The organism is Streptomyces sp. CA-288835, from assembly GCF_050936385.1.
Classification (GTDB): domain Bacteria; phylum Actinomycetota; class Actinomycetes; order Streptomycetales; family Streptomycetaceae; genus Streptomyces.
In genome coordinates this window covers 154,773-166,494 of sequence record NZ_JBNJMW010000001.1, presented here as the reverse complement: position 1 = coordinate 166,494, position 11,722 = coordinate 154,773, and the positions used below count along the sequence as shown (strand labels likewise).

At 69.7% G+C, this 11,722-nt stretch carries 13 protein-coding genes; 7 read left to right on the top strand and 6 right to left on the bottom strand.

Annotated features, from left to right (window positions below; translation table 11 throughout):
- Window positions 1–382: 382 nt before the first annotated feature.
- Together ACQEVY_RS00850 and ACQEVY_RS00845 are read right to left on the bottom strand one after the other, a co-directional pair.
- Window positions 383–1,438 carry a Gfo/Idh/MocA family oxidoreductase gene (locus ACQEVY_RS00850; protein ID WP_432943715.1) on the bottom strand — a complete coding sequence of 352 codons (1,056 nt, stop codon included), beginning with the start codon at window positions 1,436–1,438 and terminating at the stop codon, window positions 383–385.
- 86 nt (window positions 1,439–1,524) lie between these two features.
- A complete protein-coding gene (locus tag ACQEVY_RS00845) occupies window positions 1,525–2,337 on the bottom strand; it encodes a TIM barrel protein (RefSeq protein WP_432943713.1) in 813 nt (270 codons plus the stop codon).
- 717 nt (window positions 2,338–3,054) lie between these two features.
- Here ACQEVY_RS00845 and ACQEVY_RS00840 point away from each other — a divergent pair.
- Both ACQEVY_RS00840 and ACQEVY_RS00835 read left to right on the top strand, forming a co-directional pair.
- Complete coding sequence (locus tag ACQEVY_RS00840; RefSeq protein WP_432943711.1) at window positions 3,055–3,675, top strand: bifunctional 4-hydroxy-2-oxoglutarate aldolase/2-dehydro-3-deoxy-phosphogluconate aldolase; 621 nt, start codon at window positions 3,055–3,057, stop codon at window positions 3,673–3,675.
- A 50-nt stretch (window positions 3,676–3,725) separates the two neighbouring features.
- Window positions 3,726–4,646 (top strand): sugar kinase, encoded by a 921-nt coding sequence (locus tag ACQEVY_RS00835; RefSeq protein ID WP_432954997.1) that lies wholly within the window; start codon window positions 3,726–3,728, stop codon window positions 4,644–4,646.
- A gap of 167 nt (window positions 4,647–4,813) precedes the next feature.
- Here ACQEVY_RS00835 and ACQEVY_RS00830 read toward each other — a convergent pair whose 3' ends face one another.
- Window positions 4,814–5,722, bottom strand: a complete 909-nt coding sequence (locus ACQEVY_RS00830; RefSeq protein ID WP_432943709.1) for a helix-turn-helix transcriptional regulator — start codon at window positions 5,720–5,722, stop codon at window positions 4,814–4,816.
- Window positions 5,723–6,234: 512 nt separating this feature from the next.
- Here ACQEVY_RS00830 and ACQEVY_RS00825 point away from each other — a divergent pair.
- The 3 genes from ACQEVY_RS00825 to ACQEVY_RS00815 all read left to right on the top strand — a co-directional run bounded on the left by ACQEVY_RS00825 (window position 6,235) and on the right by ACQEVY_RS00815 (window position 8,054).
- Window positions 6,235–6,948, top strand: a complete 714-nt coding sequence (locus ACQEVY_RS00825; protein WP_432943707.1) for an SDR family NAD(P)-dependent oxidoreductase — start codon at window positions 6,235–6,237, stop codon at window positions 6,946–6,948.
- Between the two features lie 54 nt (window positions 6,949–7,002).
- Complete coding sequence (locus tag ACQEVY_RS00820; RefSeq protein ID WP_432943705.1) at window positions 7,003–7,602, top strand: hypothetical protein; 600 nt, start codon at window positions 7,003–7,005, stop codon at window positions 7,600–7,602.
- 65 nt (window positions 7,603–7,667) lie between these two features.
- Window positions 7,668–8,054 carry a hypothetical protein gene (locus tag ACQEVY_RS00815; protein ID WP_432943703.1) on the top strand — a complete coding sequence of 129 codons (387 nt, stop codon included), beginning with the start codon at window positions 7,668–7,670 and terminating at the stop codon, window positions 8,052–8,054.
- Window positions 8,055–8,324: 270 nt separating this feature from the next.
- Here the strand turns inward: ACQEVY_RS00815 and ACQEVY_RS00810 are convergent, their stop codons facing one another.
- Window positions 8,325–8,906 (bottom strand): MarR family winged helix-turn-helix transcriptional regulator, encoded by a 582-nt coding sequence (locus ACQEVY_RS00810; protein WP_432943701.1) that lies wholly within the window; start codon window positions 8,904–8,906, stop codon window positions 8,325–8,327.
- A gap of 62 nt (window positions 8,907–8,968) precedes the next feature.
- Here ACQEVY_RS00810 and ACQEVY_RS00805 point away from each other — a divergent pair, with 62 nt between their 5' ends.
- Both ACQEVY_RS00805 and ACQEVY_RS00800 read left to right on the top strand, forming a co-directional pair.
- Window positions 8,969–9,688, top strand: coding sequence for an SDR family NAD(P)-dependent oxidoreductase (locus ACQEVY_RS00805; RefSeq protein ID WP_432943698.1), 720 nt, complete (start codon window positions 8,969–8,971; stop codon window positions 9,686–9,688).
- Between the two features lie 230 nt (window positions 9,689–9,918).
- The gene (locus tag ACQEVY_RS00800; RefSeq protein WP_432943696.1) at window positions 9,919–10,587 is read left to right on the top strand and encodes a Type 1 glutamine amidotransferase-like domain-containing protein; all 669 of its coding nucleotides are present in this window, start codon (window positions 9,919–9,921) and stop codon (window positions 10,585–10,587) included.
- A 192-nt stretch (window positions 10,588–10,779) separates the two neighbouring features.
- Here the strand turns inward: ACQEVY_RS00800 and ACQEVY_RS00795 are convergent, their stop codons facing one another.
- Window positions 10,780–11,202 carry a hypothetical protein gene (locus ACQEVY_RS00795; protein ID WP_432943694.1) on the bottom strand — a complete coding sequence of 141 codons (423 nt, stop codon included), beginning with the start codon at window positions 11,200–11,202 and terminating at the stop codon, window positions 10,780–10,782.
- A complete protein-coding gene (locus ACQEVY_RS00790; RefSeq protein WP_432943692.1) occupies window positions 11,199–11,522 on the bottom strand; it encodes a transposase in 324 nt (107 codons plus the stop codon). Before ACQEVY_RS00790 ends, ACQEVY_RS00795 begins: the two co-directional genes overlap by 4 nt.
- Between the last annotated feature and the right edge of the window lie 200 nt (window positions 11,523–11,722).

Below are 11,722 nucleotides of genomic sequence, written 5' to 3'. Positions count from 1 at the left end.
CGTGGCCGGTGAAGCAGTTTCTCGCCGCTGTTTTGTGCCGGCGCCGGAGTGATGGGGTGGTTGTGCGTCGCCCGGGCCCTCGCCCACCGGCTCCCCGCTCGTCACCTTCGCTGCCTCTGCCCCGTACGCCGGGCGGAGCGGGTGCGACCGGCTCGGTTGTGCCATCGCCGACAGGGATCGCGCGCAAGGCAGTCGTAGCCGACGGGGTGAGTCGCGTCGGGGCTGCTGCCGGTCTCGTCCGCAACTCAATGCCCGCCCCGAGCAGCGACGTTGCTCATTCGCCTCAGGCTGCCAAGGGTGCGGCTGCCGCTGCTGGCCTGAGCGCGGAGGTCTCGGTGACCAGCAGCACGGGCGGGCAGCGACGCCACTCAAGGGTGTGCGCTCAGCGGGACGACGCCGGCTCCACGGTTGCGGGGCTCTCGCCGACATCACCCACGCGAACAGCGCCGCCCGTGGTGATCGAACCGATCGCGGCGAGTGCCATGCCGAGCGCGGCCCGCGCGTCTTCGCCGGTCACCGAGGGGGTGCGCTTGTCGCGGACGCTGTCGGTGAATTCGGCCAGTTCGGCGACGTAAGCCGCGTGGAAGAGGTCCTGGTCGTACGGGACGCACTCGGCGGAGGTGCCGGCCGGGCCGTACGCCGTGAGGTGGGTGCGGCGGAGGTCGCCCATGGTGAGCATGCCGTTCGAGCCCTTGACCTCACCGCGGACGTCATAGCCGTACACCGCTTGGAAGTTGGCCTCGGCGGTGGCGATGGCGCCGTTGTCGAACCGGATCGTCACCACGGCGGTGTCGAGCAGTCCCTGGTCCTTGAAGTCGGGCCGGACCAGGGCGTCGGCCATCGCGAAAACCTCGACCGGCTCGGAGCCGGGGTTGAGGTAGCGCAGCACGTCGAAGTCGTGGATGAGCGTCTCCAGGAAGATCGTCCACGGCGGGATGCGCGACGGGTTGTGCAGCTTGGGGTCGCGGGTGAGGGAGCGCAGCAGCTGTGGGGTGCCGATGTCACCGGCGGTGATCTTCTCGTGGGCGGCGTGGAAGCCCGGGTCGAAGCGGCGGTTGAAGCCCACCTGGAGGGCCACGCCCGCCTCACGCGCGGCGTCGATGGCGCGGTCGGCCGCGTCCAGGGTGACGGCCATCGGCTTCTCGCAGAAGACCGCCTTGCCCGCGCGCGCCGCCGCCTCGACCAGTCCGGCGTGGGTGCGGGCCGGGGTGACGATCACGACCGCCTCGACCTCGGCGTCGGCGAGCAGGTCGCCGATCTCCGTGTACGTCTTGGGGCAGTCGAGGCGCGTGGCCAGTTCCTTGGCAGCGCCTGGTGCGGGATCGGCGATGGCGGCGAGTCGTACGCCGGGCAGGCGGCGGGCCAGGGTCTCGGCGTGGAAGGAGCCCATACGTCCGGCGCCGATGAGGCCGACTGCGAGGGACTGGGTGGAGGTCATGGCGGGTGCTCCGTGATCTTCGTCGTGACTCGGGTGGTGGCGATTGCCGTTGAGAGGGGGTGCTGGGTGTCCCGCGTACGTTCCTGTCAGAGGGTGAAGGCGCCCCGGAACCGCTCCAGCGCGGCCTCGCTGTTGCTTTCGCTGTCGCCGTCGCCGGAGGCCCATGCCTCCATGGCGACGGTGCCCTCGTAACCGATGTCCGCCAGAGCCCGGGCGATGGCCGGATAGTTGATCTCACCCGTGCCCGGCTCGCAGCGACCCGGCACATCGGCTACCTGGATCTCCCCGATGAGTCCCGCGCCGTGCGCCCTGCGGACCAGCTCGATCAGGTTCCCCTCGCCGATCTGGGCGTGGTACAGGTCCAGATTCATACGCAGCCCCGGCCGGTCCACGGCGGCGACCAGCGCGAGGGTGTCGGCGGCCTTCGCGAAGGGCACGCCCGGGTGGTCGATCGCGGTGTTCAGGTTCTCCAGGGTGAAGGTGACTCCGGCGTTCTCACCGAGCTCGGCGATCCGCGTGAGAGTGCGCTGCGCGGCCATCCACATAGCGCCGGTGGGTTCCCCGGACACCGGCACCACGGGCAGGCCCTGGCCGTCCAGCCCGGTTCCGTGGAGGTTCAGCCGTGTGCAGCCCAGGTGCTCGGCGGCCTTGAGTGACTCCTCAGCCGTACGCAGCAGTTCGGCGGCCCCGTCCTCATCGGTGAGGCTGCCGCTCACGTACCCCGTCATGGAGACGAACTCGGCGGGAGTCCGGGCGAGCGCGTCGAGGTCATGCTTTGTCCAGTCCCAGATCTCGACCTGGAAGCCGGCCTCATGGAGACGCCGGGCGCGCTCTTCGATCGGCAGGTCGCGGAAAACCATCTCCGCACAGACCGCCAGTGCGTAGGTCGCGGCTCGCATCGCGGCTCTCCTCTCCCCGGACACCCGGAGAACTAGAACGTTCTATACCACTCTCAGCAGTACGCCAGCCGCCGCAGGCCTCTGTCAAGGGCTCGTCGAACGCGAGAGGTATAACGTTCTAGTCGGAAGATCGGCCCTTGACGCTGCCCTGCTTCAAACCGGAACGCCAATACCGCTGCAGGACGAGCATCGCGGCGGCCAGCGGAAGGATCGATAGGGGCCACCGCCTCGGCCCCTTCAGACCCGACGACCTACGACCACAGGTCGGCACGGCTGACCGTGCCGTCCGGATGCCGGACGTCCACCGTCCCCTTCTCCGCCAGCGGCTAGAACTCCTCGACGCGCAAGCCCAGTAGTTCGCGCAGTGGCGCGGGTACCCGCCCAGGTGAACCCGGTCGCAGTCGTCGACGAGGCCGGAGAAAAACGGCACGAGCAGGTGGCCGCCGTCGCGTACATGGGCATCCACTACCACCAGCAGGCCGGCCTGCTCGAGTACGTGTTGGACCCCGAACCCTTCCGTTTCGAGGGCGGCTACGCCATCGCCAGCTCCGGTCCCGGGCCTCGGCGTCGAGATCGACGAGAAAGCGGTACGCCATGCCGCCGAGACCGGAGAATGCTGGCGCGACCCCGTATGGCGGGGAGCCGACGGGCCGCTCACCACGTGGTGAGTCTCCGTCGGACCCCCGCGCCCCACGAGCCCGAGGAGTACCTGTGCCCATGAACCTGGTGGAATCGCTCCGAGCCCACCGCCTGCTGGCGATCGTGCGCGGCAAGGCCCCCGCCGCGGCACTGCGCACCGTACGGACCCTCGCTGAAGAGGGCATCGCGGCCGTCGAGGTCTCGCTGACAACCGCCGACGCTCTGACCGTGATCAGACAGGCGCGCACTGAACTGGGCCCCGAAGCGCTCCTCGGCGCTGGAACCGTGCGCTGGCCTGCCGACGCCGCCCGCGCCGTGGACGCCGGGGCCTCGTACCTCGTCACCCCGGCACTGGTCGACGGGCTGGAGCCGTGCGGCGTCCCCGTGCTGATGGGTGCCCTGACGCCGACCGAGATCGAACTCGCCCTCGCGCGCGGTGCCGCCGCGATCAAACTCTTCCCCGGCTCCCTCGGCGGTCCCGGCTATCTGCGGGCCCTGCGGGACCCCTTCCCCGAGGTGCCCTTCGTACCCGTCGGCGGAGTGGACGCGCAGGCCGCCCGCGATTACCTGGACCTCGGCGCCCTCGCGGTCGGCGTCGGCTCACCCCTCGTCGGAGACGCGGCCGACGGCGGCGACCTGGACCAACTCCGCGCTCGCGCGGCCGAGTTCCGCAAGGTGGCCGCGGGGGAGACGCCGTGACGACAGGAGATCGCCAGGCCTCGCCCGACGTGGTGACCTTCGGCGAGACGATGGCGGCGCTGCGGGCCCACGGCGCGCTGCGGCTCGGCGGCAGCCTCGGCCTGTCCGTGGCGGGAGCCGAGTCCAACGTCGCGATCGGTCTCGCCCGGCTCGGGCACCGGGTGCGCTGGGCCGGCCGGGTCGGTGCGGATGAACTCGGCGTACTTGTGCTGCGTACGCTCCGGGCCGAAGGCATCGACGCCACGTATGCGGTCACCGACGACACCGGCCGGCCCACGGGGCTGCTCCTGACCGAACCCCGTCTGGGCACGCTGACCAGGGTCAGTTACTACCGTGCCGGTTCGGCGGGTTCGGCCGTGTCACCGGCCGACGTACTGCCCGCACTGGCCTCGGGTTCCCGCGTCCTGCATCTGACCGGCATCACGCCGGCGCTCGGCCCGTCGGCGGCCGAGGCCGTCCTCGCCGCCGCCACGAAAGCCCGCGACGCCGGCATCACCGTATGCCTCGACGTCAACTACCGCTCCCGGCTGTGGACCACCGACCGCGCCCGCACCGTCCTCAGGCCGATGAGGGCCCACACCGACCTGCTCATCGCCTCCGAGGACGAGCTGCCGCTGCTACTGGAACGGCCCGACGCGGACGAGTCGGAGGCCGTGCAGAGCCTCCTGGCCGTAGGCGTCAACGAAGTGGTCATCAAACGTGGCGCACGCGGTGCGACCAGCTTCACCGCCGACGGAACAACCGACTGCGCGGCACGACAGGTCGACGCCGTCGATCTGGTCGGCGCCGGCGACGCCTTCGTGGCCGGATACCTGTCCGGACTCCTGGACGGCACGGACATCCCGGCCCGCCTGCACCGAGCCGTCACCACCGCGGCCTTCGCCGTCGCCACCCGGGGCGACTGGGAGGGCCTCCCGACACAGGACGAACTCGGCCTGTTCGACCAGCCCGACGGCACGACGATTCGCTGACGCAGGAGAGTGAACGGGACATCAACGGCTGCGCGCGCGACGGTCGTCGTGGACGGACGTCGTGATGTGGGGAGTCGGCCTGCGTCTGGCGGGGCCGACGCTGAACGCGCCCCTGCCTGAGGTGGCGGCCAGCGCCTCGATGTGCCCGTAGAACCGGCTCTCGGCTCTCAGCGACGCTTGTGCCGGGTGGGCTCGGTGGCCGAGGGCCCGGACGCCGCCCAACTGGCGAGCAGCTTGAGCCGGTCCTCGGAAGGCGTGCCCGGCTCAGCGGTGTAGATGATCAGGTCGTGCACCGCACGCTGGCACATGGGCAGGTCCAGGGAGCGGAAAGACAGCTCCATGCGGCCCACCTCGGGATGCTCCAGCCGCTTGATCCCTTCGTGGCGGATGCGGACGTCGTGCGCCGCCCACATGGCGCGGAACTCGGAGCTCAGCGTGGACAGTTCACCGACGAGCTCACGCAGGGCCCGGTCGTAGGGCTCCCGCCCGGCTTCGGCGCGCAGCAGCGCGACGGTGACTCTCGCGCCCTCGTCCCAGTCGACGAAGAAATGCGCGGAGTCGGGATCGAGGAAGAAGTAGCGGGGAAAGCTGGCCCGGCCCCGCTCATCGGTGGTGTCGCTGTCGAACATCGGCGCGTACAGGGCCCGGCACAACGCGTTGCTCGCCACGATGTCCCCTCGGCCGCTGCGTACGAAGGCGGCGGACATCGTCATCGAGTCGAGCATCCACTGGACGGAGGGCGACACCTCCACATCCTTGCGGCGAGGCAGCGTGCGGCGGGCGGGCCGGGCCGCCCGGGCCAGGTCGAAGAGGTAGGTGCGCTCGTCCTCGTCCAACTGCAGCGCCTTGGCGACCGCGTCGAGAACGTCCTCCGACACACCGCTGATATGCCCCTTCTCCAGCCGCGTGTACCACTCGGTACTCACTCCGGCGAGCACGGCGACCTCCTCCCGCCGCAGCCCCGGCACCCGGCGCCGCCCACTGAACGGCAGCCCGACCTGCTCCGGGGTGATCTTCGCGCGCCGACTGGCGAGGAAGTCCCGGATATCGGCGCGGTTTTCGGGGCTGGGCTCCATGCGAACCACGGTAGCCGCGCCTCGCCGCGGAGGGAGGTTGAGTTTCTACCCCCCCATAAGCACGACCTTCTCGGCGCGGGGCCAAGCGGCTTTCGTGAGGGCGACGGCCCGATCCCGACCCCTCGTCTGGAGATGGAACACGACCCTGTGGCGTGGCGCTTCTGCCGTGGGCGGGATCTCATCGTCGGTATGGCGGTGGTCGTTCTGTGCACTGAGGCGGGCCGCAGTCCTCACGACTGGGACCTGTACGGCCTGGTGGGGGAGTTGTCGGCCCGCGGCGACGCTTTCGCGGCTTCTGCCGCTTGGCTTCGGTCCCCGGCTGTTCCGGCGAATGGATCGTCGGAAGGGGAAGCCTCATTCGGACGTCGAGTTCAATCCGGTCGGCTGGTGGCTGGGCCGTGGGGCTGTGGTCCGGGTGGGTGGAGTCGTGCACGCCGTGGCGGGTGGCGGGCACTGCCGGTCGGTTTCCATTGCACCGTACCGAGACATCACACGGACGGGAGAGGACGCGTATGGCACTGGTTCTGGTGACGGGGGCATCCAGTGGACTGGGGCGTAACACGGCGATGGCGTTGGCCGACGACGGGCACGACGTGGTCATCCACGTCCGCAGTCCGGCCCGTCTCACCTATGTGGATGACACCGCACGGTGGAAAGGCGTCGTGGTCGGGGATCTCGCCAAGCTGGACGAGATCCGCGGTATTGCCGGGCAGGCCGCTGAGTTCGGGCGTTTCGACGCCGTCATCCACAACGCGGGCGTCCTGCACTCTCCGGAGGCGGTCACGGTCAACACCGTCGCGCCCTACATGCTGACGGCCCTGATGGACAAGCCGGGCAGGCTCATCTACCTGAGCAGTTCGATGCACCGCACGGGCTCAACGGACCTGGGACGGCTGGCTGCCGGCACCGCTTCCTACAACGACAGCAAACTGTGGGTCACCACCCTCGCCCTCGCCCTCGCGTCCCGGTGGGAAGGAACCTCGAGCCATGCCGTCGATCCAGGGTGGGTTCCCACGCGTATGGGCGGTCCCGGCGCCTCGGATGACCTGGCCGCCGGGCACCAGACGCAGTTGTGGCTCGCCACCCATGACGACGTGACACCGGACACGGGCGGCTACTGGTATCACCAGCGGACGCAGACACCGCATCCGGCGTCGCGAGACGGGGAGTTCCAGGCTCGGCTCGTTCAGACCCTGGAGAGCCACACAGGTGTCCTGCTCGGCTGACGCGGCCCCTGTATCCGGACGGGTTGATGCGGTACCGACGGCCCGCGTGTTTGTATGGCTGCCTCTTGCAGATGCGGGCGTGATGGTCCGATCGATGACGCGGCCGCCGTCCTGCACGAGCCGGCCACACCCCACCGGCGCCGGGCACGGCTGGGCGCCGCCGCGGTGGTCCTGCTGCGATACGCGCAGACCGGGCGCTCGTACTGGGCCTGGAGCGGCGAGGAGTGGGTCGGCCTGCTCGGCAAGGATCTTGCGAGCTTCCGTACGAGCGTCTCTGCCCGGGCGGAGAAGGCGGCGCGCCCTCAACTGGCCGCGCATGCCTTCCTGCTCGGCGGCTTCGCTGACTTCTACAAGCTGGGCAAGTTCGGTCGGCTCGCGCTGGCCTGGCGCGTCTTCGGCCGCGATCGCGTGGACGGTGAGACCCGCCGGATCCGCACGGTGCTGGCCGGGTGGGGTTACCAGCTGGGCCGTGAGGACGACCAACTGCTGCCGATGGTGGTCTGTCAGGTGCTGCTGCTGAACCGCAGCCCGCACTTGGAGGATTTGACCACGGCCCTGTTCGAGCGCATCCGCGCCGAGCGCCTGCTGCCCGCGGCGCGGGGCAACACGCTGCATGCCCATGCAGCGGGCCGTCGCCGGGCTGGGCTTCTGTGACCCGCCCAGCAGATGACGGGCCATCACCAGTCCTGCGCGAGCTGAGGCTCCCAGGTCTGGGCGGCATGGGTGGAGCGGTGGTACGACACCTCCACGCTCACACCCCACACCCGCAGAAACCTGCGAGCCACACTCTTCAAGCCGGCCGTTGGATCGAGGCCGAGCATCCCGAGGCCGCCGATCCGGCCGACTGGACCCGCAAGACCTGCGCGACCTGGGTCGCCGCGGTGGACCGGATGAGGGTCGGAGACTACCTCCAGCGCACCGCCAGCCTCACCGACCGCCTGTGCAAACCCATGGAGGCGCCGTCCAAGGCCGGGCATCTCACCGCGGTCCGTACGTTCTTCCGGGACCTGCAGGAGTGGGAGTTGATACCCCGGCGCTTCGATCCGCAGCGGGCGCTCGGCACCCCGCGCAGCATCGCGGCCTGCTCGGCCCGGACCCGCGCGTGATCGCGGATGACATCTGGGAGAGGCTGATGTGGGCCGGACTGAATCTCCAGGAAGACGACCTCCCGCAGACGACCCCGCGCAGGAGCGGGGCGGCGGGCCGATGATCCGGTGGGTCTGCACCGCACGTAGCTAGCCAGGGTGGTCCCCCGGGCTGTCTTGGTTTGTTGCCGAGATCTTCATCTCCATGAGCCCACCACGGGGAGCCGCACGCCCAGGGCGCAGACGTACGAGGTCTTCTCCGGTGGCACGGGCCGCCCGGCAGTACGCCTGTCACTCCTCGCCGACATGGGAAATACGGTCGTCGCCGAGCCGGCGCTGAACATCCTGGAGCAGAACCCGGAGCAGCTCGGTGAGCTGGGCCTGCTGCTCGCCCGTCAGGCCGTCGATCAGTTCGGCCTCCCGGCCCAGAACGTGGTCAACGGTGGTCTCGACCAGGTCGTGCCCGGCCTGGGTCAGGGAGACCAGGACCGTGCGCGGCCGCCCTTGTCCGGGCCGGCGGGTGACGAGCCCGTCGTTTTCGGCGCGGGCGACGCGCTGCGAGATGGCACCCGCGGTGACCAGCGACCGACGGCTGAGTTCGCGTGTGCTCAGTGTGTACGGCTTGCCGCTGCGCCGCAGAACACTCAGCAGGTCGAGGGTCGCGGCATCGACCCCGGCCCGCGCGAGGATCCGCCGCCGGTCGTCGCCGAGCAGCTTCGCCAGCCGCCAGATGGGCGTGACGATCCCGATCGACGCGACGGGCGTGCCGGGCCGCTCGCGCTCCCAGGAGGCCGCGATGTCCTGCACGGGGTACGTGGACGCGCCGTCCGTCGGGTAGCCCACGCCCTCCGGCGTGAGGGGTTCCCTTGCCATACCGACCCTCTCCAATGTTACGTTTAGCTCTAAATTTAGACCTGAATCTAGGGGCTCATCGTATGTCACGCACCATCCTGGTCACCGGCGGCGGCACGGGCATCGGCCGCGCCATCGCCCGACACTTCGCCGACCAGAACGAGACCGTCATCGTCACCGGCCGTCGCCCCGGCCCCCTTGACGACCTCGCGGCCGAAACCGGCGTCCGTCCCCTGATCTGCGACCACACCGACCCAGAGGCCCTCCTTCGGCTCGTGGCCGAACTCCCCGAGCGCGTCGACGTACTGGTCAACAATGCGGGCGGCAACATCATCTTCGACACCGATGGCAAGACCGATCTCGCCTCCTACGCCCGCGACTTCCGCGCCAACCTCGACGCGAACCTCGTCAGCGCCGCCCTCACCACCAAGGCCCTCGACGACCGCCTCGCCCCGGGTGGCGCGGTGGTACACCTCGGCTCCATCGCGGCCGACCAGGGAGCCGACTCGTACGGCGCATCCAAGGCGGGCCTCGCCACCTGGAACCTGAGCCTTGCCGACGCCCTCGGACCCCGCGACATCACCGCCAACGTGGTCTCGCCCGGCTACATCACCGACACCGAGTTCTTCCGCGACCAACTCTCAGACGAACGCCGCGCCACCCTCATCGCCGCCACCGCCACCGGCCGCCCCGGCACCCCGGCAGACATCGCCGGCGCCGTCGCCTTCCTCGCCTCTCCGGCCGCCCGCCACATCACGGGCCAAGTCCTCAACATCAACGGCGGCGCCAGCAAGACCCGATAGCCCTGCTGCTGCGGGTGATGCGGTTTCGACCGCTCCAAGACTTCGGCATCACTGAGAGGGCGGTATGTGAGTTGGTAGGTGATTTGTCGTCATCTGAACGTATGGGACTGCGGTATCCCAGCAGGTCGGCGGGCTCGGGCGTGCTGGGCCGAACACCGTAAGCGAGCGCAAGCCCTGCAAGAGCGGCCGTCGCAGGTACTCTGGCCCCGCCAATGACACCTGGGGGCAGCGTGAGGCTTCTTCTTACTTCCGCCGGCATCAAGAACACGAGCATCCACAACGCGCTGGTCGACCTACTGGGCAAACCGATCGCCGACTCCAACGCCCTCTGTATCCCCACTGCGGGGTACGGGCACCCCCAGGGCAGTCCTGCTGGGGCATGGCGTTTCATCACCGGTCAGTCCTCCACACCCATGTGTGAGCTGGGTTGGAAGTCCTTGGGAGTGCTGGAGCTCACCGCACTGCCCAGCATCGACGAAGAACGCTGGGTCCCCTGGGTCCGAGAGACAGACGTCCTGCTGGTGAATGGCGGCGACGCCCTGTTCCTGTGCCACTGGATGCGGCAGTCCGGGCTGGCGGATCTCCTGCCGTCGCTGCGCGAGACCGTCTGGGTGGGGCTGAGCGCCGGGAGCATGGTGATGACCCCCCGTATCGGGGAGGACTTCGTCGAGTGGAAGCCGCCCACCGGTGGCGACAGCACACTGGGCATCGTCGACTTCTCGATCTTCCCGCACCTGGATCACGAGCTCCTTCCGGAGAACACCATGGCCGACGCAGAGAGATGGGCGGCCGAGATCCCGGGTCCGGCGTACGCGATCGACGACGAGACCGCCATCACAGTGACCGACGGCACCGTCGACGTCGTCTCCGAGGGGCACTGGAAGCTGTTCTCCTCCTAGCCTCCAGCAATAGCGATCGGCAAGCGCCCGCTCATGCCGCACTCAGGGCGAACGAGGGCACAAGACGAACAGCGCGATCGAGGGGACGAGGAATGGCTGGCCTGCCCGCTGTCAGAGGGCGGTATGAGGGTTGACGCATGATTCGCCGCTTCCTCTGGGGTGAGTGGGCAGGTCGCGGCGACGCCGGGCGGCTCACGGCCGCGGCTGGGTGAACAAGCCCTGCCCGGTCTCGGCCAGGATCCCGCGCTCGACAAGCCGTTTGAGCTTCAGTCGGGTGTTGTTGATGTTGTTGGGCGCGATCTCCAGGTCCATCGCCTCGCACACCTGCCGGGCCCGCAGCGGGGTGTCGGCCGCGGCGAACACCGCCATGATCTGCTGGTAGGCCGGATGGTCCGGCAGCTTCGGAGCCCACGGCGCGGGCGGCTGCGGATCGGGCAGCTCCAGCAGCGTCTTGCGGGTGATCCGGACCTGCTCGGCGGCCCGGTCGAGCTCCTCCAGCTGCGCGGAGAGTTCCGCGATCCGCTCCTTGGCCGCCTCGGCCTGCGCGGCGAGCTCCCGCTCCCGCCCCTCAAGTCGCGCCAGCACCGCGCCGAGCGTCAACTCCCCGCCGGTCATGCGGTGCGCCAGGCCGGCGCGGTCGCCCCGGTCAGCCGGCGGAGTATCACCGCGGTCATCGCCCAGTACACCCGCGACTCGGAGGTGCGGGGCAGGTGCTCGTAGTCGCGCACCAGTCTGCGGTGCAGCATCAAGATCCCGTAGGCGCGCTCCACGATCCACCGCTTGGCCTGGGGAGCGAACCCGGTCTGCACCGGATTACGCTCCACGATCTCCACCTCGATGCCCACCTGTTGGCCGTGCGCGACGACGGCGCTCTTGAAGCCCTGGTCGACCAGGGCCTTCTGAACGGCATCGGTGTCGCCGGCGACCTTGTCCACCCTTCGTGAACGCGCGCCCGGTCTGGGGGAGCAGGCGCGGGCTGATGGTGGAGGCGAGCGCCGTGGCCAGCCCCTGGGAGAGCGCGACACGTCCGTCACGTAGCCGTACGGCGAGCGTCTTCGGATGGCGTGCACTCCCGGCGAAGCCGACCACGGTGGCGTCGACCGTGTCCGCCTGCCTTACCAGGGGCGCGAGCCCT

Bases quoted from the DNA above. Each gene is read 5' to 3' on its own strand.
- ACQEVY_RS00850 (WP_432943715.1), bottom strand. From the start codon at position 1,438: ATGACCTCCACCCAGTCCCTCGCAGTCGGCCTCATCGGCGCCGGACGT.
- ACQEVY_RS00845 (WP_432943713.1), bottom strand. From the start codon at position 2,337: ATGCGAGCCGCGACCTACGCACTGGCGGTCTGTGCGGAGATGGTTTTC.
- ACQEVY_RS00840 (WP_432943711.1), top strand. From the start codon at position 3,055: ATGAACCTGGTGGAATCGCTCCGAGCCCACCGCCTGCTGGCGATCGTG.
- ACQEVY_RS00835 (WP_432954997.1), top strand. From the start codon at position 3,726: ATGGCGGCGCTGCGGGCCCACGGCGCGCTGCGGCTCGGCGGCAGCCTC.
- ACQEVY_RS00830 (WP_432943709.1), bottom strand. From the start codon at position 5,722: ATGGAGCCCAGCCCCGAAAACCGCGCCGATATCCGGGACTTCCTCGCC.
- ACQEVY_RS00825 (WP_432943707.1), top strand. From the start codon at position 6,235: ATGGCACTGGTTCTGGTGACGGGGGCATCCAGTGGACTGGGGCGTAAC.
- ACQEVY_RS00820 (WP_432943705.1), top strand. From the start codon at position 7,003: ATGGCTGCCTCTTGCAGATGCGGGCGTGATGGTCCGATCGATGACGCG.
- ACQEVY_RS00815 (WP_432943703.1), top strand. From the start codon at position 7,668: ATGGGTGGAGCGGTGGTACGACACCTCCACGCTCACACCCCACACCCG.
- ACQEVY_RS00810 (WP_432943701.1), bottom strand. From the start codon at position 8,906: ATGGCAAGGGAACCCCTCACGCCGGAGGGCGTGGGCTACCCGACGGAC.
- ACQEVY_RS00805 (WP_432943698.1), top strand. From the start codon at position 8,969: ATGTCACGCACCATCCTGGTCACCGGCGGCGGCACGGGCATCGGCCGC.
- ACQEVY_RS00795 (WP_432943694.1), bottom strand. From the start codon at position 11,202: ATGACCGGCGGGGAGTTGACGCTCGGCGCGGTGCTGGCGCGACTTGAG.